A 24,344-nucleotide genomic window follows, 5' to 3' on the forward strand; every position below is an offset into this window, starting at 1 on the left:
GAATGAATAAACGATTGATTATCATCACGCTTGGCTTGGTGTTTATTCTGTTCGCCGGACTTCAGTTCAAGCAGTATCTGAAGGTACAGCAGACGTTCAGCAAGAACGAAATTCGCTATGGAGCGTCCGGCACGGCCGACGTATACGAGCTCCAAGGCCGCTTGAAGCATCTCGGGTTTTATTACGGCAAGGTGGACGGCGACTTCGGCTATCAAACCTTAAAGTCGCTTAAATGGTTCCAGTCTGAATTCGGGTTGAATGTGGACGGCATCGCCGGGGACAAAACGAAGCTGAAGCTGTGGGAAGCAACGAAAGGATGGAAGGCTAAAGCCGAAGAACTGCCTCCTTGGGTAGCCGGCGCCGGACAAGGACAAGCCGCCGCCCCGGGTACACCCGCGCCGGAAAGCGCTGCGCCACCGGCGAACGCAGGTATACCGCGTTCCAACCGGCTCGGTCTTTCTGAAGAGGACCTGAACTTGATGGCGAATGCGGTCCACGGCGAAGCGCGCGGGGAGCCGTATATCGGCCAAGTCGCCGTTGCCGCGGTTATTCTCAATCGCGTCAATTCGCCAAGCTTTCCGAATACGGTCTCGGGCGTCATTTTCCAGCCTGGAGCGTTTACAGCCGTAACGGACGGACAAATATGGCTGACACCGAACGAAACGTCTCGCAAGGCGGTTCAAGACGCGCTGAACGGGTCGGATCCATCCGGCGGATGCATTTATTATTTCAATCCGATAACGGCCACATCCAAGTGGATTTGGACCCGTCCGCAAGTCAAGCAAATCGGCAAACATATTTTCTGCAAATAGCGCATGTAGTAGAAGTAACCATCTTCACGGTTGCTTCTTCTGTTTATAGAGGAATATAATGGAATATACCCGGGAAGGCGAAAGTGAAGCCATGATGATGAGAGGAGTTGTTTCGTCTTTGAAGCAAATACAATTCGAACGGGGAACGGTGCAGGGCGTGCGTGTGCACGTGCTGCCGACGGAGCAGTTCAAAACTTATGCATTATCCGTCTATGTGGGCAGTCCGCTTCAGGAGGATACGGTTACGCCTAACGCGCTTATTCCTTTTGTGCTGCGGCGCGGCAGCAAGGCCTATCCGGAAACGAAGCAGTTTCGCGAGAAGCTGGACGATTTGTACGGGGCCGGATTCGGGTTCGACGTGTACAAGCGCGGGGATTACCAAATGCTTCAATTCCGCATGGATGTCATTCAGGACGATTTCGTTTCCAGTCCGCAGCCGCTGCTCGATCAAGCCATTCAATTTTTGGGCGAAGCGATTACGCAGCCGGCGACGGAAGGTGGAACCTTGGTCCGCAAATATATCGATTCCGAGAAAACAACGCTGCAGAAGCGGTTGGAATCCATCGTTAACGACAAAATCCGCTACGCTGCGGAACGGTGCATCGCCGAAATGTGCAGCAGCGAGCCATATCGGCTCCATCCGCTAGGTTCCATAGACCGCATCCCTTCGATCGAAGCGGAGGCTTTGACCGAACGGTATGAAGCCTTGCTGCGGCAGTCGCCGATTGATATTTATGTGGTAGGCAATACGAATCTGAAACAGGTGCTGCCCTTGATCGAACGCTATTTTGCTGCCAGGGGCGAGCGTACTTCGGACTACTCGCTCAGAGCCGAGCACCGCAGCGTCGGTCAAGTGAAGGAAGTCGTCGAGCGTCTGGATGTCAACCAAGGGAAGCTGAATATGGGGCTTCGCGTGCGTACCTCGTATGCGGACGATTCGTATCCGTCGGCGCTGCTATATAACGGTATTTTGGGGGGATATCCGCATTCCAAGCTGTTCACCAACGTCCGCGAAAAGGCAAGTTTGGCCTATTACGCTTCCTCCCGTTTGGACGGACACAAGGGCATTCTGACGATCCAATCGGGCATCGAAATCGCAAATTACGAGAAAGCCGTCTCGATCATTAAGGAGCAGCTGAAAGCGATGGAAGAGGGGCAAATCAGCGACACGGAACTACAGCAGACGAAAGCCATGATTACGGGGCATTTGCGCGAGCTGCAGGACTCGGCTTTCGAACTCATCGCTTTCGATTTCAACAACCGTCTGTCGGGCGCCGACCGTACGGTTCCGGCGCTGATCGAAGCGGTGGAGCAAACGGATAAAGAGCAGATCCGCCGGATGGCCCGCCAGGTGCAACTGGATACGATTTATTTTTTACGCGACAACAAAGGGGGACAATAAATGCGCACGATCCCTTATCCGCATGTGAAGGAAACGCTGTACGCCGAAGAGCTTCCGAACGGACTGAGCGTTTTTGTTTTACCAAAGGAAGGTTTCCAGAAAACGTATGCCACCTTTACGACAAAGTACGGTTCTATCGATAACGATTTTCAGGTCGAAGGCGAAACGCGACGCAAAGTGCCCGACGGCATCGCGCACTTTTTGGAGCACAAAATGTTCGAAGAGCCGACTGGGGACATCTTTTCCGTGTTCGCTGCCCAAGGGGCTTCCGCCAATGCATTCACAAGTTTTGATCGCACGGCGTACTTATTTTCCGCAACCGAGCACATCCAGGACAATTTGATGACGCTGCTTAACTTTGTGCAAAATCCGTATTTTACGGATGCGAACGTCGAGAAGGAGAAGGGCATTATCGGCCAGGAAATCAACATGTACCGGGACAATCCGGACTGGCGGGCGTATTTCGGACTGATCGAAACGATGTATCATAAGCATCCGGTACATATCGATATCGCCGGAACGATCGAATCCATCGCTGAAATTACGAAAGAAATGCTGTATGAGTGTTACCATACGTTTTATCATCCGAGCAATATGAGCTTGTTTGTCGTAGGCGGGGTCAATCCGCAGGAAATTATGGAACTCGTCAAACAAAACCAAGCGGGGAAAACGTTCAAGCCGCAGGGAGCGATCAACCGTTATTTTGAAAACGAGCCGCACCAGGTGAAGGCTGCGCGCAAAGTGACCGTGCTGCCGGTCTCGCTGCCCAAGTGCTTGTTCGGCTGCAAGGAGCCGGGCCAGCCTTTGCGGGGGCGGGAGCTGCTGAAGCGGGAGCTGACCATGAAGGTGCTGCTTGACGTGCTGGTAAGCCCCAGCTCGGCCATCTACCAGAAGCTGTACGACGAGCAGTTGATTTCCGACAGCTTCGGCTCCGAGTACAATATTGCCGAAAATTATGCGTTCACCGTAATCGGCGGAGATACGAAGGACCCTGATCGTTTGATCGGCCGCGTGCAGGAGGAAATCGACCGGGTCAAAACGGACGGCATTGCCTCCGCCGATTTCGAGCGCAGCAAGAAGAAAAAAATCGGCGCTTTCCTGCGCCAGCTTAATTCGCCTGAAGCGATCGCCAATGAATTTACGAAGTACCGGTTTAAGGGCATCGATTTATTCGATATCCTGCCTGTTTATGAAGAGCTGACCCTGGAGGATGTCAACGATCGGCTGCGCGCGCATTTCGATTGGAGCCGTCTGGCAGCTTCCATTGTGACAAGTGAAGCGAATGGAGCCTAGTCATTGCAAGCCATTTCCGGAGCAAACGGTGCTCGTTACGGGGGCGAGCCGCGGGATTGGCGCCGCGATCGCCTGCCGTTTCGCTTCGGTGGGCATGAATGTGGTCATCCATTACCTGAATTCGCACGAAGGGGCGAATGAAACGGCCCGCAGCTGCATGAAGCTGGGAAGTCGCGTGTTAACGGTAACGGCAGACCTGCGGTCGAGGGAGCAGATCGAACGGATGCAGGAGAAGCTGGCGCAGCACGACCTCGTTCCGGATATTTTGGTCAACAATGCGGGCATTTCGCATTACGGCCTGTTCTCCGATCTGGAGGAAGCCCAGTGGGACGAAATCATGGACATTAACTTGAAGGGCGCGTTTCTGATGACGCGTCAATTTATGCCGGCGATGATCCGTCAGAAGTACGGCAGAATCATTAACGTGTCCTCGATTTGGGGCATCTCCGGCGCTTCCTGCGAGGTCGCCTATTCGACCGCCAAGGGCGGCATCAATGCTTTTACGAAGGCGTTGGCGAAGGAGCTTGCACCGTCCGGAGTCACCGTAAACGCTGTCGCTCCCGGCGCGGTCGATACATTGATGATGGCAGGCTTTGACGAGCGGGAAAAAGAAATGATCGAGAACGATATTCCCGTCGGGCGCTTCGGTAAGCCCGATGAGATCGCATCGCTCGTTTATTTCCTTGCGCTGCCCGAATCCGGCTACATCACAGGTCAAATCATCAGTCCCAACGGGGGCTGGCTGACCTGACGGCCTGTATAAATCCTTATCGAAATGCAAACATTAACGTCGTAACGACATTCATTTCGATAGGAGGATGCATACATGGCTACGATGCTTAAAGTGTTCGATCGTTGGAAAGAATTTTTGGGAGAGCGTGTGGAGCAAGCGGAACGGGCGGGGATGACGGAAGAAACCATCTCGCAGCTCGCTTTTCAAATCGGTGAATTTTTGTCTGACAAAGTCGATCCGGAAAATAAAGAAGAACGCGTCCTGAAGGACCTGTGGGACGTTTGCGATGAAGAGGAGCGCAAGGTCATGGCGCGGGCCATGGTTAAATTAGCTAAAGCACATCATTAATTATCCGGTATTGTACACGAGCCTCCTATCCAGGGAGGCTTTTCTCTTTTTTCCTGCTGCTGCGGTATGCCGCATTGGCTTCGCGGCCGGTTTTCTTATATACTGGTATAGACGAACGGGAGAAAGAGGTTGAACCGCAAGTGAAGAAGCTGAAACGTTTGTTGGTAGGAATAGGCATTCTAGGTTTGCTTAGCGGCTGCGGCAAAAACATCCCGGCGATCGATCCTGTCTTGCTTCAAGCCAAATCGTCGATTCTCGTCGTAACGGGACAGGAAATGCCGGACAATGTAAAAGCCGCCCTGCAAACGACACTCTTGAATTGGCGCGATCAAAAGCAGACGGCCTTCGAATGGATGGACAACACAACCGCGTTGACCGAAGAACAACTGACCAAAATTAAAACCAGATCTTATGACTATATCCTTGTTGCCGGACATAATTTAGTACAAAACACGCTTCCTGCCGCAGCGAACATTCCGGAACGCAAGTGGGTGATGCTGGACGACCAGTTGGCGCGGCAATCCCCTGTTGTCAGCGGCAGCAACATCATGGTGAAGCTGGTACCCGAGGACCGGTTCCGGCAGGAATGGAACGATTGGGTAGGGCAGCAGCTTGACAACGGCCGGGCGATCGAATGGGTAACGACATCGGCTTACCCGATTCCGTCCGAATGGGCGCCTTCCGAAGAAGCGGATTATATCAATCTGGCCGACGCTGACGGCTGGTATACACAATTTCAATTCCAGGTACGCAGTCACGGGCCGTCGTGGATCGGGGTATTCGCCCCGCTGGAAGCCGCGCAATTACAAAGACTGAAGAACATGCAGGTTCCGGTAATCAATATGGCGTCCACCGGCATTGAGCTGCAATGGGGAGGCATACTTACCTCCATCGAAGACATGATGGCTAAGAAAGCATGGACGCCGGGGATTCAGCCGTATTCGAACGCCGAAGCGAAGATCAATAAAAATTTGTGACTTTATGCCCTGAAACAGGGAGGATTTTAGCGAATATTGTAGAATTCTTTTGTAACCAATCACAAACTTAGGATCGGAGAACGACGGATGATAGCGGAAACAAACGAAATCAAGCAATGGTACATGGAATACCGAATCCATAAAAACCGTCCGGGGCTTCTCGGGGACATCGCCTCCCTGATGGGGATGCTCGATATCAATATCGTCACCATTAACGGGGTAGATAACCGAACCCGCGGCATGCTTTTGCAGACGAACGATGAAGAAAAAGTTGAATTAATGGGTAAAATGTTGAAAAAAGTGGATAATATAACTATAACGGCATTGCGTCCGCCCAAGCTGGTCGATATTCTTGCCGTCCGTCACGGCCGTTATATCGAACGGGACTCCGACGATCGCAAAACGTTCCGCTTCACCAGGGACGAACTGGGACTTTTGGTCGATTTTCTGGGGGAGCTGTTCAAACGTGACGGAAACCACGTCGTCGGGCTTCGCGGGATGCCGCGCGTCGGCAAAACCGAGTCGATTATCGCCGGGAGCGTCTGCTCCAACAAGCGGTGGACGTTTGTCTCCTCGACCTTGCTCCGCCAGACTGTGCGCAGCCAGTTGTCCGAGGATGAAATGAATCCGAATAACGTATTTATTATCGACGGGATCGTCTCGACGCTCCGTTCCAATGAGAAGCATCATATGCTGCTGCAGGAAATTATGGCGATGCCTTCGACCAAGGTGATCGAGCATCCGGATATTTTCATCCGGGAATCGCAGTATACCTACGATCATTTTGACTGTATCGTGGAGCTTAGAAATACACCGGACGAAGAAATTACATACGAGACGTTCACGGCCGGATTTGACGAATATTAATGCCCTGTCCAGGTTCTGAGCGTCGGAAAGGGGTGACCACGTGTCCGATCTGGGTCAATTGCTAAGAAAAGCCAGAGTCGAAAAGAAAATATCTCTCGATGACCTGCAGGAAACAACCAAGATTCGCAAACGGTATCTGGAAGCGATTGAGGACGGCAACTATAAGGTACTGCCCGGGAACTTTTATGTCCGGGCTTTTATAAAGAGCTATGCCGAAGCGGTCGGGCTGGACCCGAACGAAGTGTTGAACATGTATCAGAATGTCATCCCGCAACCGGAGCCGGAGCAAATCGAACCGATCCGCACGAAGCGGACTACCCGCAATACGGAATGGCTCGGGAAGTGGGCGTCTAATGTGATGGTCATTTCCTTCGTCGTGCTTATTCTTGGGGTTATCTACTACTACATGAGCCAAAGCTATACTGGCAACACAGATGATGCGACTAAAGATTTGCCGAAGAAAATTACCGAAAAGGTCGAACCCTCCGCCCAGACGCCCAATCTCGGAAATGCCGGAGCGAATGGAGCTAACGGAACGAATGGAGCGCTTGCGGATAACAAGCCGGTGCAGGTGCCTACGCCGCCCCCGACGCCGCCTCCGACAACGGAGGTCAAGCTGGTCAAAAGCGAGCGGGGAACCGATTATTACGCGGTTACGGGTACGGATAAACTGAAAATCGAAATGAAAGTGACCGGGGATTCCTGCTGGATCGAAGTCGATTCGCCGCCTGGCGGGAACAAAAAGGTGATCGACTCCATGACGTTCAATAACGGGGAAACGAAAACGTGGGAATTGACCGATACGGCTTTCCTGATTTTCGGAAAAGCCAATGCGGTCGAGTTGAGCGTTAACGGCTCGCCGGTTGTCGTAGGCGATCAGCCGAACGTGAAAAAAATTCAAGTCGATATTCAAAAGTCATAGTTGGGTCTTCTTGACATGTTTCGCTAATCGGCCGACAGCAAGAACGCTTAAGTTTCCGGCGCATTTGAACAATACGGCTTCAAGACACGCGAAAGCTTTGTGCTGAGGGTGTCTTTTTTGTTACAATAGAGGGCGTGGAATTTAGAATGAAAGGGGAGCGGATTTTGTGAGCAGTGAAAACTCGTTTGATATCGTATCGAAGCTGGATCTTCAAGAGATGAACAACGCCATTAACCAGGCGGAAAAGGAGATCGCGACACGCTTTGATTTCAAAGGAAGCAAGAGCAGCATCACGTTGGAAAAAGAAGAGCTGGTGATCGTCTCCGACGATGATTTCAAGCTTCAAAACGTGTTGGACATTTTGCAGTCCAAGATGGCGAAGCGAGGCATATCGCTTAAAAATTTGGAGTATGGAAAAGTCGAGCCTGCTGCGGGCAGTACGGTGCGCCAAAGGATTAAAGTCAAGCAGGGGATCGATCAGGACAACGCCAAAAAAATCAATGTGCTGATCCGCGATTCCAAGCTGAAGGTGAAAAGCCAGATTCAAGGGGATCAAATTCGCGTAACCGGAAAAAGCAAGGACGACCTGCAGCAGATTATGGCGCTGCTCCGGAAGGCGGATCTTTCGCTCGACCTTCAGTTTATCAATTTCAGGTAAGGCCAAAGAACGGTTCGGCTGCCTTACGGAAACGGGTCCGTAAGGTATTTTGCTGCTTTTGACACCTTTTCATGCGGTATATTATACTTGAACCAAACCGTTTAGTAGTAAAAGGTACTAACCATGGTGGAGGATTTTAGACATGACAGAGAAAGTGAAAGTGGTTACCTTAGGATGTGAGAAAAACCTGGTCGATTCGGAGATCATGTCCGGGCTCGTGCATGAGCGCGGGTATTCCCTTGTTAACGATAAAGAAGAAGCGACCATCATTATTGTAAATACATGCGGCTTTATCGATGCGGCCAAAGAGGAGTCGGTCAATACGATTCTCGATTTGGCGGAGCTGAAGCAGACGGCCAATCTCAAGGCGCTGATCGTATCGGGCTGCCTGACCCAGCGCTATAAGGAAGAATTGATGAAGGAGATGCCGGAGATCGACGGAATCGTCGGCACCGGAGATTTCCATAATATCAATGACATTATCGACCAGGCGCTGGTCGGCCGCAAGCCAGTCATGGTCGGCAATCCGGTGTTCAACTACGAGCAAAAGCTGCCGAGACGAATGGCGACTCCTCGCTATACGGCTTATGTGAAAATTGCGGAGGGCTGCGACAACGCCTGTACGTTCTGCAGTATTCCGATCATGCGGGGCAAGTTCCGCAGCCGTTCCGTGGAATCGATTCTGGACGAAGTGGCCCAACTGGCCTCGCAGGGGGTCCGGGAGATCAGCCTGATCGCTCAGGATTCGACCAACTACGGGACGGATCTGTACGATACGTTCATGCTGCCGGAACTGATGAACCGGGTAAGCGCCGTGCCGGGCATCGAATGGGTGCGGCTGCATTATGCGTATCCCGGCTTCTTTACGGACGAGCTGATCGATGTCATCGCGAACAACCCTAAAGTTTGCAAATACGTCGATATGCCCTTGCAGCACAGCGAAGACAGCATTTTGAAGCGGATGCGTCGTCCGGGACGTCAGCGGGACGCACGGGAGCTGATCCGCAAAATCCGCGACCGCATTCCGGGCGTATCGCTTCGCACGTCGCTTATTGTCGGTTTCCCGGGGGAAACGGAAGAAGATTTCGAGAATCTGAAATCGTTTATCCGCGAAGTGAAATTCGACCGTCTAGGCGTGTTTACTTACTCTAAGGAGGAAGATACGCCGGCTTCCCGTCTGCCGGATCAAGTGCCGGACGAAGTTAAAGAGTACCGCTCGAACGTGCTCATGGAGCTGCAGCGCGAGATTTCAAACGAGCGCAACGGCGAGCGCATCGGTCAAGTGATCGACGTTCTCATCGAAAAATACGACGGGCGCAACGACGTCTACGTTGGCCGTTCGCAGTATGATGCTCCCGAGATCGACGGGGAAGTGTTTGTCGGCGGCGGGCAGCTTAAAATCGGCGAAATTGCCAAGGTTCGCATCACCCACTCCTTCGAGTTTGATTTGTCCGGGGAGGTCGTGGCATGAATCTGGCCAACCGGATCACTCTGGCGAGAATATTTCTGGTTCCGATCATCATGTTATTTCTGCTCGTCAACGTTAAGTTTCCGCACATTCGCATCGAGCAGTTCAGCATTACGTATAACCAGATCATTGCGGCGCTGATCTTTATCATCGCCGCCAGCACCGACAGTTTGGACGGATATATCGCCAGAAAACGGAAGCTTGTCACCAATCTGGGCAAGCTTCTCGATCCGCTGGCCGACAAGCTTTTGGTGTCTGCCGTATTGATCTCGCTCGTTGAAATGAACAAGGTTGACGCCTGGATCGTCATTGTGATCATCAGCCGCGAGTTCGCCGTCACCGGCTTGCGGCAAATCGCTTTGCTCGAAGGGTCCGTCATAGCGGCCAGCAAATGGGGGAAATGGAAAACGGCGGCGCAGATTACGGCAATTATCGCTCTGCTCATCAACAATTTTCCGTTTGCGTTTATCAACTTCCGCTTCGATATCGTGGCCAGTTGGATTGCCGCTATCATCACGATTTATTCGGGCTTCGACTATTTTATCAAAAACAAGCATGTCATTAATTTTAGCGATCAAAAACAGTAGGGACATCCTATTGTTTTTGTGCTGTTTGGAGGCGTACCGTGAGAGCTGAGATCATAGCCGTCGGCACCGAGCTGCTGATGGGACAAATCGTAAATACGAATGCGCAGTACTTAGCCAAAGGCCTCGCGGATATCGGCGTGGGCGTTTATTTCCAGACGGTCGTCGGCGACAACGTCTCGCGGATCAAAGAGTCGCTGCATATCGCCAAGGGCCGTGCGGATCTCATTATTTGCACGGGCGGACTCGGACCGACGCAGGACGATTTGACGAAGGACGTGCTGGGCGAGGTGCTCGGGCAAAAGCTTGTCATTCATGAGCCTTCGATGAATAAAATGACCGAGATGTTCCAGCGGCGGGGCATCCCGATGGTGGAAAGCAATGCGCGGCAGGCGTTGATGCCGGAGCTAAGCGAACCGCTCCCGAACGACACGGGGCTTGCAGTGGGCGTAGCGGTGACGCACGAGGGTACGCATTACATTTTGCTTCCCGGCCCGCCCAAAGAAATGAAGCCGATGTTCGACCGGTATGCCAAGCCTTGGATTGAATCCAAAATGGACCACGTGCAGCCGCTTTACTCGGTCATGCTGAAATTCGCGGGGATCGGAGAGTCGGCGCTGGAGCATGCCTTGATCGATTTAATCGAAGCGCAGACGGACCCGACCATTGCCCCTTATGCCAAGGAGGGCGAGGTGGCGATCCGGCTTACGACGCGCGCCTCTTCACCTGACGAGGCGATGACCAGACTCCGGCCGCTGGAAGCGGAAATCCGGAGCCGACTGGACGAACATATTTATGCGGCGGAGGACCTCACCCTGGAGCAGCAGGTGCTGCGTATGCTGGCGGAGAGCGGGCAAAAGCTTGCCGTAGCCGAAAGCTGCACGGGGGGGCTGCTAAGCGATCTTCTGACAGCCGTTCTGGGAAGCTCGCAATCGTTTTTGGGCGGCATCATTTGCTACTCTTCGGCGTTAAAGCATAAGCTGCTCGGCGTGCCGATGGAGCTGCTGGAAGGACCGGACGCGCCGGGGGCCGTCAGCGAGGAGACCGCGGCGGAGCTTGCGCGCAATACGCTTCGTCTGCTGGAAGCGGACGTCGCCGTATCGATTACCGGCGTCGCAGGGCCGGGCGAGACGGAAGGCAAGCCGGTCGGCTTGGTCTACGTAGGTCTCGCGCACCGGAGCGGTCGTGCCTTTGCCGTCAAGCTCCAGCTGTCCGGCAACCGCGAAACGATCAAGCTGCGGGCAGCGAAAAGCGCACTCTATCATTTGTGGAAAACGATAAAATCATAGTTGCCAGAAAACCCAGAATAAAGTATAATAGATGTTAGCGGAAGAACCGTAACATTTTTGAACTAAACGTGTTACGGTTTTTCTTTTGCCAAGCAAGCGAATGTATGTTCGGAAAAATGCTTGTCAGCCGATTCAAAACACGGTAATATGGTATCAGCAGATAAATCAAAAAGGACGTGATTCTTTTGTCAGATCGGCGCGCAGCCTTGGAAAATGCCCTTCGTCAAATTGAAAAGCAATTCGGGAAAGGTTCGATCATGAAATTGGGCGAATCGACCCATATGCAGGTAGAGACGATCCCGAGCGGATCGCTGGCCTTGGATATCGCCCTGGGCATCGGCGGATTTCCGCGAGGTAGAATTATAGAGGTATACGGACCGGAATCGTCCGGTAAAACGACGGTAGCGCTTCACGCCATTGCGGAAGTTCAGAAAATCGGCGGCACCGCGGCGTTCATCGATGCGGAGCACGCGCTGGACCCTTTGTATGCAAGCAAGCTCGGCATTAACATCGACGAGCTGCTGCTCTCCCAGCCCGATACGGGCGAGCAGGCGTTGGAAATCGCGGAAGCGCTGGTACGCAGCGGTGCGGTCGACATCATCGTTATCGACTCGGTTGCGGCTCTCGTACCGAAGGCCGAAATCGAAGGCGAGATGGGGGACTCCCACGTCGGCTTGCAAGCCCGCCTTATGTCGCAGGCGCTGCGGAAGCTGTCCGGGGCAATCAACAAGTCAAAAACGATCGCTATCTTTATCAACCAATTGCGCGAGAAGGTCGGCGTTATGTTCGGCAACCCGGAAACGACTCCAGGGGGCCGCGCGCTCAAGTTTTATTCGTCCGTCCGGCTTGACGTACGCCGCGTAGAGACGATTAAGCAAGGCAATGATATGGTCGGTAACCGGACCCGGATCAAAGTCGTCAAGAACAAAGTAGCGCCTCCGTTCAAGCAAGCGGATATCGATATTATGTACGGTGAAGGCATCTCCAAGGAAGGCAGTATCGTCGATATCGCCACCGAGATGGATGTCATTCAGAAGAGCGGCGCGTGGTACTCTTACAATAACGACCGTCTCGGCCAAGGACGTGAAAATGCGAAGCAGTTCCTGAAGGAAAACCCACATATTGCCGATGTCATCGAGAAAAAAATTCGCGAGAACAGCAACCTGATTCCGGTAGTAGGGCCGAATACGGACGACGAAGAAGAAGACGAAGAATTGGCGCTGTTTGAAGAGAAAGAATAAACGTTCCGGCACCTTTAATCCAGATTAAAGGTGCTTTTGCCATTTTCAAGGGAGGTACTTGGATTCATGACCGAACAGGAAGGGCCGCAGCTTCAATCGGGGCTGATTACGAAGGTGGAACGGCAGCGGAGGGGGCCGCACCGTTATAACATTTATATCGACGAGACCTTTGCGTTCTCGGTCCATGAGGACTTGATGATCAAGCACAGGCTGCTCAAAGGCGAAGCCGTCGAAGCGGCGCAGCTTGAGCGGATTTTGGCCGAGGACGAAGCGCATAAAGCTTATTTGGATGCGATCCGTCTGCTGTCCAGCAGGCTCCGGTCCGAACATGAAATGAAGGCCCGGCTGAAGCAAAAAGGATACACGCCGGAAATCACGGCATCGACGGTCGAGCGTCTGGCGAAGGAAGGCTACTTAAACGACGAGCAATTTGCCGAGCAGCTCACCAAACAGCGCCTCGAATCGCAAAAAAAAGGGCGGCATTGGATCAAGCAGGAGCTGCAGCAAAAAGGGATTCGTAAAGATCATATTCAAGCAGCGATGGAGCAGGTGGACGAAGAAACGGAATTTGCGATGGCGTACAGCCTTGCCTCGAAACGGTATCGTTCGGAGCTGGAGAAAGACCCGTTGAAGGCAAGGCGTAAAATTGCCGGCTTCCTGCAACGCCGGGGGTATCCGGGAATGGTCGTTAGCAAAGTGCTGGCGCGTTTGCTTCGAAAAGGACCGGAGGGGGATTGGGACGAAGAAATGTTCCCGGAAGAGCAATTTTAGCAAATATGGAAAACGTAATCATGCGACGGGCGGAATATCGACTCATTCGGACCGAACACCTTGACAAGCTTCTTTGTCAAAAGATAAAATAATCATGTAAATGCGATACACAGAATCTTCCTGAACAGCCCGAGGGAGATTCGAACAAAGTAAAATCGCCAATTTTTACTTTTTACTAGCGCTTGTAGAATGGATTAAACAACCTGATTATCCCAAGCTTACCCCTTGGAGAAACAACGAGGAGGTGAACTGGATGCCTATGACAGTCATCTGGATCATAGTCGTTCTCGTTGTTGGTGCTCTATGCTTCGGGATCGGTTATTTTATCCGCAAGTCCCTTGCAGAGGCGAAGATTTCCAGTGCTGAACATGCTGCCGAGCAGATCAAGGAAAATGCCCGTAAAGAGGCAGAAGCACTGAAGAAAGAAGCGGTTCTGGAGGCGAAAGACGAGATTCATAAGCTCAGAACCGAAGCTGAAAAAGACATTCGTGACCGTCGAAATGAAACTCAACGACAAGAGAGACGATTGTTGCAAAAAGAGGAATCGCTGGATAAAAAATTAGAATCTCTTGAGAAAAAAGAGGAGCAGGTCGCCAACAAGGAGAAACGAATCGAAGAAACCCAAACGCAAATTGATCAGATTTACAAAGATCAAGTTGCCGAGCTGGAGCGAATTTCTGCGTTGACGATGGACGATGCCAAACAAATCATTTTGACCAACGTAGAGCAGGAAGTTCGCCATGAAACCGCTCAATTGATCAAGGAAATCGAACAGCAAGCGAAAGAAGAAGGCGACAAAAAGGCCAGAGAAATCATCACTCTCGCTATTCAACGCTGTGCGGCCGACCATGTGGCCGAAACGACCGTATCGGTCGTAGCGCTTCCGAATGAAGAGATGAAAGGCCGGATTATCGGCCGCGAAGGCCGCAATATCCGGGCGCTGGAGACGCTCACCGGCATCGATTTGATCATCGACGATACGCCGGAAGCGGTCATTTTGTCCGGGTTTGACCCGATTCGTCGGGAAATCGCCCGAACTTCCCTTGAGAAGCTTGTAGCAGACGGACGAATCCATCCGGCCCGCATTGAAGAAATGGTCGAGAAATCACGCAAGGAAGTCGACGAGCGGATCCGCGAATACGGGGAGCAAGCAACGTTTGAAACCGGCGTACACGGCCTTCACCCTGACTTGATCAAAATTTTGGGCCGACTCAAATTCCGTACAAGCTACGGCCAAAACGTGCTCAAGCATTCCATGGAAGTGGCTTACCTCGCCGGACTGATGGCAGGAGAACTCGGAGAAGACGTGACATTGGCGAAACGTGCCGGTCTCCTTCATGACATCGGGAAAGCATTGGATCACGAAGTGGAAGGCTCTCACGTCGAGATCGGCGTTGAGATCGCCAAGAAGTACAAGGAGCATCCGGTGGTCATTAACAGTATCGCTTCGCATCACGGCGACTGTGAAGCGACTTCGGTCATCGCTATGCTGGTCGGCGCGGCTGATGCGCTGTCTGCAGCAAGGCCGGGCGCGCGCCGGGAAACGCTCGAGACGTACATCAAAAGGCTCGAGAAGCTCGAAGAGATCTCCGAATCGTTCGAAGGCGTCGAGAAATCGTATGCGATCCAAGCCGGACGTGAAGTGCGCGTAATGGTTCAACCTGAAAAGGTGGACGATACCGAGGCATTCCGGTTGGCAAGAGACATTACGAAGAAAATCGAAAGCGAGCTCGATTATCCGGGCCACATCAAGGTCACGGTCATTCGGGAAACGCGCGCTGTAGAATACGCCAAATAATTGCATACACTACGGAGGGAAGTGGCGATTTTGCCACTTCCCTCTCTAATTCAGCGGAAAGTTGCAGTAAATTAAAGTGAGGCAGGGGGAGACCCGATGAAAATACTGTTCATTGGAGATATTGTCGGTTCGGTCGGCCGCAAAGCGTTGAAAACGTGCTTGCCGACCCTCAAAAATAAATATAACCCGCACTGGATTATCGCGAACGGAGAGAACGCGGCGGCAGGGCGGGGCATCACGGCGGCTATAGCCAAAGACTTCTTCGAGCTTGGCGTGCATGGGATCACGATGGGCAATCATACGTGGGACCAGAAAGAAATTTTCGATTTCATCGACAAGGAAGACCGGATGGTCCGGCCGGCCAATTTCCCGCAGGGAACGCCTGGAAAAGGGATGACGTTTATCAAAGTAAAAGACATCGAGCTGGCCCTCATCAATTTGCAGGGACGCACTTTTCTGCCTCCGCTCGATTGTCCGTTTGAGAAAGCGAATGAGCTGGTAGAGCAGGCCAAAAAGAGAACGAAGTACGTCTTCGTCGATTTTCATGCCGAGGCGACTTCGGAGAAGCTGGCGATGGGCTGGCATTTGGACGGTAAAGTATCCGCCGTCGTCGGGACGCATACGCATGTGCAGACGAACGATGAACGGCTGTTGCCCCAAGGCACGGCTTATGTGACGGATGTAGGCATGGTCGGCCCGCGGGACGGGATTCTCGGGATGGAGCGGAACGCCGTGCTGCAAAAGTTTAAAACCCAGCTTCCTGTCCGCTTTGTCGTGGACGAAGGCAAATGGCATTTTCATGCCGTCAGCATCGAGCTGGACCCGGCTACAGGGCTCGGAAAAAAGATTCAATTGATTCGGATGGATGAAGACTCGATCTTGTTTGATTAAATTGACGAACAATTCAAATATTTTCGAAAATACCATCTTCGGGTAGAAGGAATTAACTGCAAATTCCTAGAATATGATTAGTACTGGAAGCAATCATCATTCCCGAGGAGGTACTTTTCATGGAAGTATTAAAAGTGTCAGCAAAATCCAACCCAAATTCCGTCGCAGGCGCGTTGGCTGGAGTATTGCGTGAACGCGGGGCTGCTGAGCTCCAGGCCATCGGGGCAGGGGCCCTCAACCAAGCGATCAAAGCCGTAGCCATCGCGCGAGGATTTGTGGCTCCCAGCGGGGTTGATTTGATCTGCATACCAGCATTTACCGATATTGTCATCGACGGCGAAGACCGGACAGCCATTAAGCTGATTGTAGAACCAAGATAATGGCTTTGCATCTTATAACCGAACGACCAAAGCACCTGTTTACTTCTGTAGACAGGTTTTTTTTGGTTTTATTTCATTTTGGCCAGTCAAGCCTGCTCCCGAGGGGGGAGAGCCAATGAATGGGATCGACGGGCACTGTGATGCTTTGCTCAAGATGGTTGAGAACCCGGTCATTGATTTTGTCGATTCTCATGTAAGCGGTTTGGACGTCTCTTATGCGAAAATGGCTCAAGGGGGCTAAAAGCTGCAATTTTTTGCGATTTATTTGCCTGAACGTATAACTCGGCCGCAATTTGACCATTACTTGGAATATATAAATATTTTTTATCAGAAAGTGATGCGGGACCCGCGATGCTGATGCTTGAAGGCGCGGATGCGCTGCAGGGAAATCCCTTATATCTTCGGACGTTATACCATCTGGGTATCCGAATGATCGGGACGACATGGAATTACGCCAATTGAGCGGAGGATGGGGTGCTTGAGCCAAGGCAGGGCGGATTTACGCGGCGCGGCAAAACGTTTATTAAAGACTGTGACGATTTGGGTATGCTATTGGATGCATCCCATTTGTCCGAGGCTGCGTTCTTGGACTTGGCGGCGGTCAGCTTGTGTTCTGGTGAAGGGTTCATGTACCGCAACTGGTTTACGTTCTTGCGTCGTCACTTGCCCGTTCATTAAAAATTAACATCTGATTTGTAGATATAAGACAACTAAATTATTCTCTAATCGATATGGATTTGATCTAAAATAGCTATCTATGCATTTTGTCGAAAACCCTTGCTTTTTACGTGTATTAGTCATAAAATTTGATGAGACAACTGAAAGATTTTTTTTATAAAATCTTTACAGTTCATGGTTTAGCTGCATGTCAGCGAATTTAAAAGGAGTGGACAACGTTGATTAGCCAATTATCTTGGAAGGTCGGAGGACAACAGGGGGAAGGCGTGGAAAGTACCGACAAAATCTTTTCCACGGCATTGACCAGACTGGGGTACTACTTGTACGGGTACCGCCATTTTTCCTCGCGGATCAAAGGCGGCCACACAAACAATAAAATCAGAATCAGTACGAAACCGATTCGCTCCATTTCCGACGATTTGGACATTCTCGTGGCCTTTGACCAAGAAACGATTGATGTGAATGCGCACGAGCTGCGCGAGAACGGCGTAATCATCGCCGACGCAAAGGTTAATCCGGTCGTTCCGGAAGGCGTTAAAGCAAGACTGTTCCCGGTGCCGATTACGGCGATTGCGGAAGAGCTTGGTACTTCCTTGTTTAAGAATATGGCTGCTTCCGGCGCATCTTGGGCTTTGCTTGGTTTGCCGCTTGAAGTGTTTAATAAAGCAGTAGAAGAAGAGTTCGGCCGCAAAGGCGCTGCCGTGGTGGAGAAAAACGTGGAAGCGGTTCGCAAAGCGGCCGAGTTCGTTCTCGAATTGACGGGCGGTCCGCTGCCGGAATTCCAGCTGGAGCCTGCCGACGGCAAGCAAAAGCTGTTCATGATCGGCAACGACGCTATCGCTCTTGGCGCAGTCGCCGCAGGCTGCCGCTTCATGCCTGCCTACCCGATCACGCCGGCTTCCGAAATTATGGAATATCTGATCAAGACGCTGCCGAAATTCGGCGGAACGGTAATCCAAACCGAAGACGAGATCGCAGCATGTACGATGGCCATTGGGGCCAATTACGGCGGCGTTCGCGCCCTGACGGCTTCTGCTGGCCCTGGTCTTTCCTTGATGATGGAAGCGATCGGCTTGGCCGGTATGACGGAAACGCCTGTCGTTATCGTCGATACGCAGCGCGGCGGTCCAAGTACGGGACTTCCGACGAAGCAGGAGCAATCCGACGTGCTTGCCATGATTCACGGGACGCACGGCGAAATTCCGAAAATCGTTCTGTCGCCTTCGACGATCGAAGAGTGCTTCTACGATTCGATCGAAGCGTTCAACTTGGCGGAAGAATATCAGGTTCCGGTTATTTTGCTGACGGACCTGCAGCTTTCCTTGGGTAAACAAACAAGCGAATTGCTCGATTACAATAAAATCCAGATCAAACGCGGCGAGCTGCAAACCGGCGAACTGCCTGCTCTGGGCGAGAACCAAATGTTCAAACGCTACGAATTCACCGAGAACGGCGTTTCCAAGCGTTCGGTACCGGGTCAAAAATACGGCATCCACCATGTAACCGGGGTTGAGCACGCCGAAGACGGACGTCCGTCGGAAAGCCCGGTTAACCGTAAGAAAATGATGGACAAACGTTTGGGCAAAATGAAGCAAGTGAAAGTAACGAACCCGATTCTGGTCGACGCTCCTCATGAAGAGCCAGATCTGCTCATTATCGGTATGGGCTCCACAGGCGGCACGATCGACGAAGCAAGACGCCGTCTGGCTGACAAAGGGTTGAAAACGAACCACATTACCGTTCGTTTGCTGCATCCGTTCCCGGTGGAAGAGATCAAGCCGTACCTGGAAAAAGCGAAAACGGTCGTTGTTCTTGAAAACAATGCTACCGGTCAGCTCGCTTCCTTGATTAAGCTGAACGTTGGCTACGCCGATAAAATTAAGAGCATGTTGAAATATGACGGTAATCCGTTCTTGCCTGCCAAAATCACTAAATACTGTCAGGAGTTGAACCTTGTATGGCAACGTTAAAAGATTTCCGTAACAATATCAAACCGAACTGGTGCCCAGGTTGCGGCGACTTCTCCGTGCAAGCGGCTATCCAAAGAGCGGCTGCCAATGTCGGTCTGGAACCGGAACAGCTTGCGGTTGTCTCGGGGATCGGCTGTTCCGGCCGGATTTCCGGTTACATCAACGCTTACGGCTTCCACGGTGTTCACGGACGTTCGTTGCCAATCGCGCAAGGTCTCAAAATGGCTAACCGCGAGCTGACCGTCATCGCTGCAGGCGGCGACGGCGACGGCTTTGCGATCGGGATGGGTCATACGGTTCATGCGATCCGCCGGAACATCAACATTACCTATATCGTTATGGATAACCAAATCTACGGTTTGACCAAAGGCCAAACGTCTCCCCGCAGCGCCGAGGGCTTCAAGACGAAATCGACGCCGTCCGGCTCCATCGAGTCCGCGCTGTCTCCGCTTGAAGTAGCATTGGCTGCAGGAGCAACGTTTATCGGTCAATCGTTCTCCAGTAACTTGAAACAGCTGACTTCCTTGATTGAAGAAGGCATGAAGCATGAAGGCTTCTCCTTCATCAACGTGTTCAGCCCGTGCGTAACGTTCAATAAAGTGAACACGTACGAGTGGTTTAAAGAGCATATCGTCGATCTGGAAGAAACGCCGGACTACGACGCTTCCAACCGTGTGGCAGCCATGACCAAAATCATGGAAACCAACAGCCTCGTGACAGGACTTATCTATCAAGACAAGAGCAGAAAAAGCTACGAGGATATGGTTGCTGGCTTCAAGCCGGAAGGTCTCGCGAAGCAAAATATTCAAATCACCGAGCAAGAGTTTGAAAAATTGGTGGCGGAATTCAAATAATTTTTCGAATTTTCATAAGCATGCGGCCTTGGGCCGTATGCTTTTTTTATGTCGTGCGGGTATAATAGACTTGAGCTTCATGGAATCTTTTGCATAAGAGAGGGGCACACGGACATGAAACAAGTACCGATCGGCGTTTCCGCCAGACATATTCATTTGTCGAAAGAACATATCGCTTTGCTTTTTGGCGCAGGGTATGAATTAAAGGAGATGAAGGCACTGTCGCAGCCGGGGCAGTACGCCGCCGAGGAAACGGTTGCGGTCGTCGGACCGAAAGGCCGTTTTGACAAGGTTCGCATTTTGGGACCGGCCCGCAGCAAGTCGCAGCTTGAAGTATCCCGTACCGATGCGTTCGCTCTCGGGGTGAATCCGCCTGTTCGCGAATCTGGCCATACGGCGGGAACACCCGGCATTAAGGTCATCGGACCGGCCGGCGAAGTGGAGCTGGAGGAGGGCGTCATCGTGGCGGCGCGCCATATCCATTTTCATACGGACGATGCGGCCAAGTGGGGCATTGCGGATAAACAGGAGCTTACGGTGCGCGTCGAAGGAGAGCGCGGCGTAACGTTCGAGCACGTGATTGCTCGGGTATCCGACCAATTCGCGCTGGACATGCATATCGATACGGACGAGGCGAATGCAGCCGGAATTAAAACCGGCGATATCGGCGTTATTTTAGCCTAAAAAGGCCGGTGAATAAAAAGCGGAGGAGCGGAATCGTTCTGGAGAAGCGGTAGCGTTCGCCTTTGTCTCCGGATTCTAACCACTAAGTGGGTTATTAGATTCAAGAATACGGGGACAAGAGCGATCGGAAGAATGATGCCGCTCACGTAGCGGGCTTTTATTCACCGGACTACTACTCACTCATGAATTTCTTTGAAATGCAGGCTGCAAGCATGATATAATGAAAGGTATGATCTTTGCAGCATACTGCAAGCTTCAGGAGGAATTCATTTCATGACGACAAAAAATAAATCCGAGAAAGATTACTCGATATATTTCCAGCCGCCGTCTCTCAACGATGCGAAGAAGCGGGGGAAAGAAGACATTCAAGTGCACTACGATTTCGACATCCCGGAAGAGATGCGCGAGATCGGCAAGGACAAGTATTACTTGATTCAAACGTACGGCTGTCAAATGAACGAGCACGACACCGAGACGATCAAAGGGCTGCTTGAGCAGATGGGCTACCGGTCCACCGATGATCGCAAACAAGCGGACATCATCCTGCTCAACACCTGTGCCGTACGGGAAAATGCGGAAGATAAAGTGTTCGGCGAGCTTGGCCATCTCAAGCATCTGAAGATCGAGAAGCCGTCGCTCATCCTGGGCGTATGCGGCTGTATGTCGCAGGAAGAATCGGTCGTGAACCGGATTTTGAAGAAGCATCCGTTCGTTGATCTGATCTTCGGCACGCATAACATCCACCGTCTTCCGTTCCTGTTGAAGGAAGCGATGTTCAGCAAGGAAATGGTGATCGAGGTATGGTCCAAGGAAGGCGACATCATCGAAAACTTGCCGAAGAAGCGCGAAGGCATCAAAGCATGGGTCAACATCATGTACGGCTGTGACAAGTTCTGCACGTACTGTATCGTGCCGTATACGCGGGGCAAGGAGCGCAGCCGTCTTCCGCAGGACGTCATTGCCGAAGTACGGGATTTGGCGCGTCAGGGCTTCAAGGAAATCATGCTGCTTGGCCAGAACGTAAACGCCTACGGCAAAGATTTCGACGATATGAAGTACGGGCTCGGCGATTTGATGGACGAAGTGCGCAAGATCGACATTCCGCGTGTTCGCTTCACGACGTCGCACCCGCGCGATTTTGACGACCGATTGATCGAGGTGCTGGCCAAAAAAGGCAACCTGATGGAACATATCCATCTGCCTGTGCAGTCCGGCAGTAACGAGATTTTGAAGCGGATGAGCCGCAAATATACGCGCGAGCATTACCTGGAGCTGGTTGTTAAAATCAAAAAGGCGATTCCGGATGTCGTGCTGACAACGGATATCATCGTAGGTTTTCCGGGCGAAACCGACGAGCAGTTCGAGGAAACGATCTCGCTCGTGCAGGAAGTCGGCTACGACAGCGCCTTTACGTTCATCTACTCCCCGCGGGAAGGTACGCCGGCAGCGGGCATGGAGGATAACGTGCCTTATGAGGTGAAGCGGGACCGCCTCATTCGTTTGAACGACGTGCTTAACGTCTACGCCAAGCAGAGCAATGAACGGTTAAAAGGACAGACGCTGGAAGTGCTGGTCGAGGGCGAAAGCAAGAACAATGCCGCTGTATTGGCCGGCCGCAGTCGCACGAACAAGCTCGTTCATTTCGAAGGGCCGAAGGAATTGGTAGGCCGGTTTGTCCAAGTGAAAATAACGGAAACCCCGACATTCTACATCAAAGGCGAATTGGTCGGAGAAGCCGTGGCTCAATAAATCGAATGCAGGGGCGTGACGAATCCTAATGGCAGAGCAAAAATTTACGAATTGCGGCATGGAGCTGTATACGAATACGGAAATGATCGTGCGCGAAGACATTTTAGATAAAGCCAAGGAACTGGCAGGGTTGCTGGCTACCTCGAACGAGGTGCAGTTTTTCCAACAGGCGGAGCAGCAAATTGCCGGAAACGATCACATTCAGACATTGATTAGCGCGATCAAAAAGAAGCAGAAAGAAATCGTCGCTTTCGAGTCGTTCGAGAATAAGAAAATGGTTGAAAAAATCGAGAAGGAAATCGACGAGCTGCAGGATCAGCTCGATTCGATCCCGATTGTCAGCCAATTCAAGCAGTCGCAGGAAGATATCAATTACTTGCTTCAGCTCGTCATGAGCGTTATTCGCGATACCATCTCCGATACGATTACGGTGGAACAAGGAGCCGTGGCCCGTTCGGGTTGCAGCGAGTAAATAACATTATATGGATAGTTAGCTTGAGGACCGGCGTGCAGCCCCGGATGGGGAGGCAGGCCGGTTTTTTTGTCGGTTTCGGCTGGTATAATGTGGGGGTAATCACCGGATAATAGTAGAAAAACTACTAGGAGGCGCAGCTTGATGTCATTGACAGCCAACATTCCCGGTCCGAAAGGCCTGCCCCTTTCCGGCAACTTGCTTGCATTCCGCAAAGATCCGTTAGGGTTTCTCGTGAAGGCGCAACAGCAGTACGGAGACGTGGTGCACATTCGCTTCGGGCCATCTCGGCACGTCTATTTGATCAGCGATCCGGAGCAAATTAAAGAGGTGCTGCTGACGAAGCAAGGCGCTTTCCGCAAGGCCAAAGGCTTACAGACGGCAAAAGCGGTCGTAGGCGAAGGTATCCTAACAAGCGAGGGCGAGAAGCATATGCGGCAGCGCCGCTTGATGCAGCCGTCGTTCCGCAAGGACCGGATCGGCAGCTACGCCGAGGCGATGATCGATTACGGCGAAAAGATGCTGGCGTCTTGGAAATCCGGAGAAACCCGGGTCATTACGGACGATATGATGCAGCTGACGCTGGATATTATTACGCACACGATGTTTGGGACAAGCATTACGAATGGCGTGGACGATATTAGCCATGCGATTGACGTGGGGATGAAATACGTCACGCATAAAGCGACTTCCGTGATCGACATTCCGGAAAGCTTGCCGACGAAGAGCAATCTGGAATTCAAGCAGTCGGCAGCGACGCTGGATAAGGTGATCTTCGGAATTATTGAAGAGCGCCGGAAAAATCCGGACGCGAGCCGCGGCGATCTGCTGTCCATGCTTCTCGCGGCCCGAGATGAGGAAGACGGCTCAGGGATGAGCGACCGGCAGGTGCGGGATGAAGTGATGACGATTTTTCTCGCGGGCCACGAAACGACGGCCAACACGCTCTCTTGGACGTGGTATTTGCTGTCTCGGAACCCGGAGACGGAGAAGGCGTTTCATGAGGAGCTGGATCGGGTCTTAGAAGGCCGTAGACCGACCTACAGCGACTTAGAGAAGCTTCCATATACGCAGCATGTCGTCTCGGAGTCGATGCGGCTGTACCCGGCGGCGTGGGCGATCAACCGGGAGGTGCAGCAGGAGGTGGAGATCGGCGGGAATACGTACAAGCCGGGAGATACGCTGATGATGAGCCAATATGTTATGCACCGCAGGCCGGACTACTTCGAGGAGCCCGAACGATTCAAGCCCGAACGTTTTGCGGGGGATCTGCTCAAAAAAATTCCGGCTTTTGCCTATTTTCCGTTCGGCGGTGGCCCGCGGGTATGCATTGGTAACAACTTCGCCCTGATGGAGGCGGCTCTGCTGCTCGCGACAATCGGCAGTCGTTACACGCTTAGGTTGACGCCCGATCATCCTCCGGTAGAGCCTGAACCGCTTGTTACGCTGCGGCCGAAGGGCGGCTTGCAGATGATCGTGACGGCAAGAAGGTAGAAATGGGCT

General features: G+C 52.1%; 24 protein-coding genes and 1 pseudogene. All 25 read left to right on the forward strand.

From position 1 onward, the window contains the following. Nucleotides 1-2: 2 nt before the first annotated feature. Nucleotides 3-812, forward strand: coding sequence for a spore cortex-lytic enzyme (sleB, locus tag KQX66_RS17070; RefSeq protein ID WP_216794016.1), 810 nt, complete (start codon nucleotides 3-5; stop codon nucleotides 810-812). A 97-nt stretch (nucleotides 813-909) separates the two neighbouring features. After that, nucleotides 910-2,214 carry an EF-P 5-aminopentanol modification-associated protein YfmF gene (yfmF, locus tag KQX66_RS17075; RefSeq protein ID WP_216794119.1) on the forward strand — a complete coding sequence of 435 codons (1,305 nt, stop codon included), beginning with the start codon at nucleotides 910-912 and terminating at the stop codon, nucleotides 2,212-2,214. Beyond that, on the forward strand, nucleotides 2,215-3,507 hold the full coding sequence (yfmH, locus tag KQX66_RS17080; RefSeq protein ID WP_216794017.1) for an EF-P 5-aminopentanol modification-associated protein YfmH: 1,293 nt from the start codon (nucleotides 2,215-2,217) through the stop codon (nucleotides 3,505-3,507). It abuts the gene before it with no gap. Next, nucleotides 3,497-4,258 (forward strand): elongation factor P 5-aminopentanone reductase, encoded by a 762-nt coding sequence (ymfI, locus tag KQX66_RS17085; protein ID WP_216794018.1) that lies wholly within the window; start codon nucleotides 3,497-3,499, stop codon nucleotides 4,256-4,258. The genes yfmH and ymfI overlap by 11 nt, the downstream gene beginning before the upstream one ends. Nucleotides 4,259-4,333: 75 nt before the next feature. Further along, the gene (locus KQX66_RS17090) at nucleotides 4,334-4,588 is read left to right on the forward strand and encodes a DUF3243 domain-containing protein (protein WP_216794019.1); all 255 of its coding nucleotides are present in this window, start codon (nucleotides 4,334-4,336) and stop codon (nucleotides 4,586-4,588) included. 140 nt (nucleotides 4,589-4,728) lie between these two features. Next, a complete protein-coding gene (locus KQX66_RS17095) occupies nucleotides 4,729-5,565 on the forward strand; it encodes a hypothetical protein (RefSeq protein WP_216794020.1) in 837 nt (278 codons plus the stop codon). A gap of 87 nt (nucleotides 5,566-5,652) precedes the next feature. Beyond that, nucleotides 5,653-6,432, forward strand: a complete 780-nt coding sequence (locus tag KQX66_RS17100) for a DUF3388 domain-containing protein (protein WP_010491203.1) — start codon at nucleotides 5,653-5,655, stop codon at nucleotides 6,430-6,432. 40 nt (nucleotides 6,433-6,472) lie between these two features. Beyond that, entirely contained in the window at nucleotides 6,473-7,354 is an 882-nt protein-coding gene (locus tag KQX66_RS17105; protein WP_216794021.1) for a helix-turn-helix domain-containing protein, read from the forward strand. A 166-nt stretch (nucleotides 7,355-7,520) separates the two neighbouring features. Continuing rightward, nucleotides 7,521-8,012, forward strand: a complete 492-nt coding sequence (locus KQX66_RS17110) for a YajQ family cyclic di-GMP-binding protein (protein ID WP_216794022.1) — start codon at nucleotides 7,521-7,523, stop codon at nucleotides 8,010-8,012. 142 nt (nucleotides 8,013-8,154) lie between these two features. Beyond that, entirely contained in the window at nucleotides 8,155-9,483 is a 1,329-nt protein-coding gene (rimO, locus tag KQX66_RS17115) for a 30S ribosomal protein S12 methylthiotransferase RimO (RefSeq protein WP_216794023.1), read from the forward strand. Beyond that, nucleotides 9,480-10,067 carry a CDP-diacylglycerol--glycerol-3-phosphate 3-phosphatidyltransferase gene (gene pgsA / locus KQX66_RS17120; RefSeq protein ID WP_010491195.1) on the forward strand — a complete coding sequence of 196 codons (588 nt, stop codon included), beginning with the start codon at nucleotides 9,480-9,482 and terminating at the stop codon, nucleotides 10,065-10,067. Before rimO ends, pgsA begins: the two co-directional genes overlap by 4 nt. A 38-nt stretch (nucleotides 10,068-10,105) precedes the next feature. After that, nucleotides 10,106-11,353 carry a competence/damage-inducible protein A gene (locus KQX66_RS17125; protein ID WP_216794024.1) on the forward strand — a complete coding sequence of 416 codons (1,248 nt, stop codon included), beginning with the start codon at nucleotides 10,106-10,108 and terminating at the stop codon, nucleotides 11,351-11,353. Nucleotides 11,354-11,538: 185 nt separating this feature from the next. After that, the gene (gene recA / locus KQX66_RS17130) at nucleotides 11,539-12,594 is read left to right on the forward strand and encodes a recombinase RecA (protein ID WP_216794025.1); all 1,056 of its coding nucleotides are present in this window, start codon (nucleotides 11,539-11,541) and stop codon (nucleotides 12,592-12,594) included. A 66-nt stretch (nucleotides 12,595-12,660) separates the two neighbouring features. Further along, nucleotides 12,661-13,365, forward strand: coding sequence for a RecX family transcriptional regulator (locus KQX66_RS17135; protein WP_216794026.1), 705 nt, complete (start codon nucleotides 12,661-12,663; stop codon nucleotides 13,363-13,365). A gap of 253 nt (nucleotides 13,366-13,618) precedes the next feature. After that, entirely contained in the window at nucleotides 13,619-15,163 is a 1,545-nt protein-coding gene (gene rny, locus KQX66_RS17140; RefSeq protein ID WP_108534252.1) for a ribonuclease Y, read from the forward strand. A gap of 96 nt (nucleotides 15,164-15,259) precedes the next feature. Then, the gene (locus tag KQX66_RS17145; RefSeq protein ID WP_216794027.1) at nucleotides 15,260-16,054 is read left to right on the forward strand and encodes a TIGR00282 family metallophosphoesterase; all 795 of its coding nucleotides are present in this window, start codon (nucleotides 15,260-15,262) and stop codon (nucleotides 16,052-16,054) included. A gap of 119 nt (nucleotides 16,055-16,173) precedes the next feature. Further along, a complete protein-coding gene (locus KQX66_RS17150) occupies nucleotides 16,174-16,434 on the forward strand; it encodes a stage V sporulation protein S (protein WP_006286829.1) in 261 nt (86 codons plus the stop codon). Between the two features lie 115 nt (nucleotides 16,435-16,549). Beyond that, complete coding sequence (locus tag KQX66_RS37805) at nucleotides 16,550-16,675, forward strand: hypothetical protein (RefSeq protein ID WP_284439820.1); 126 nt, start codon at nucleotides 16,550-16,552, stop codon at nucleotides 16,673-16,675. 116 nt (nucleotides 16,676-16,791) lie between these two features. After that, nucleotides 16,792-17,112, forward strand: a pseudogene (locus KQX66_RS37435) (membrane dipeptidase). 218 nt (nucleotides 17,113-17,330) lie between these two features. Further along, nucleotides 17,331-19,082 (forward strand): 2-oxoacid:acceptor oxidoreductase subunit alpha, encoded by a 1,752-nt coding sequence (locus KQX66_RS17160; protein ID WP_216794028.1) that lies wholly within the window; start codon nucleotides 17,331-17,333, stop codon nucleotides 19,080-19,082. After that, nucleotides 19,070-19,936: a 2-oxoacid:ferredoxin oxidoreductase subunit beta gene (locus tag KQX66_RS17165; RefSeq protein ID WP_010491176.1), complete on the forward strand. Its 867-nt coding sequence runs from the start codon at nucleotides 19,070-19,072 to the stop codon at nucleotides 19,934-19,936. Before KQX66_RS17160 ends, KQX66_RS17165 begins: the two co-directional genes overlap by 13 nt. A 114-nt stretch (nucleotides 19,937-20,050) precedes the next feature. Further along, on the forward strand, nucleotides 20,051-20,620 hold the full coding sequence (pduL, locus tag KQX66_RS17170; protein WP_216794029.1) for a phosphate propanoyltransferase: 570 nt from the start codon (nucleotides 20,051-20,053) through the stop codon (nucleotides 20,618-20,620). A 273-nt stretch (nucleotides 20,621-20,893) separates the two neighbouring features. Then, nucleotides 20,894-22,369, forward strand: coding sequence for a tRNA (N6-isopentenyl adenosine(37)-C2)-methylthiotransferase MiaB (miaB, locus tag KQX66_RS17175; RefSeq protein WP_216794030.1), 1,476 nt, complete (start codon nucleotides 20,894-20,896; stop codon nucleotides 22,367-22,369). A 28-nt stretch (nucleotides 22,370-22,397) separates the two neighbouring features. Further along, nucleotides 22,398-22,841, forward strand: a complete 444-nt coding sequence (locus KQX66_RS17180; protein WP_063178572.1) for a YlbF/YmcA family competence regulator — start codon at nucleotides 22,398-22,400, stop codon at nucleotides 22,839-22,841. A 144-nt stretch (nucleotides 22,842-22,985) separates the two neighbouring features. After that, nucleotides 22,986-24,335 carry a cytochrome P450 gene (locus tag KQX66_RS17185; RefSeq protein WP_216794031.1) on the forward strand — a complete coding sequence of 450 codons (1,350 nt, stop codon included), beginning with the start codon at nucleotides 22,986-22,988 and terminating at the stop codon, nucleotides 24,333-24,335. The last annotated feature ends 9 nt before the right edge of the window (nucleotides 24,336-24,344 follow it).

The sequence above is a fragment of the Paenibacillus oleatilyticus genome, assembly GCF_018998565.1.
GTDB classification, from domain to species: Bacteria; Bacillota; Bacilli; order Paenibacillales; family NBRC-103111; genus Paenibacillus_G; species Paenibacillus_G oleatilyticus.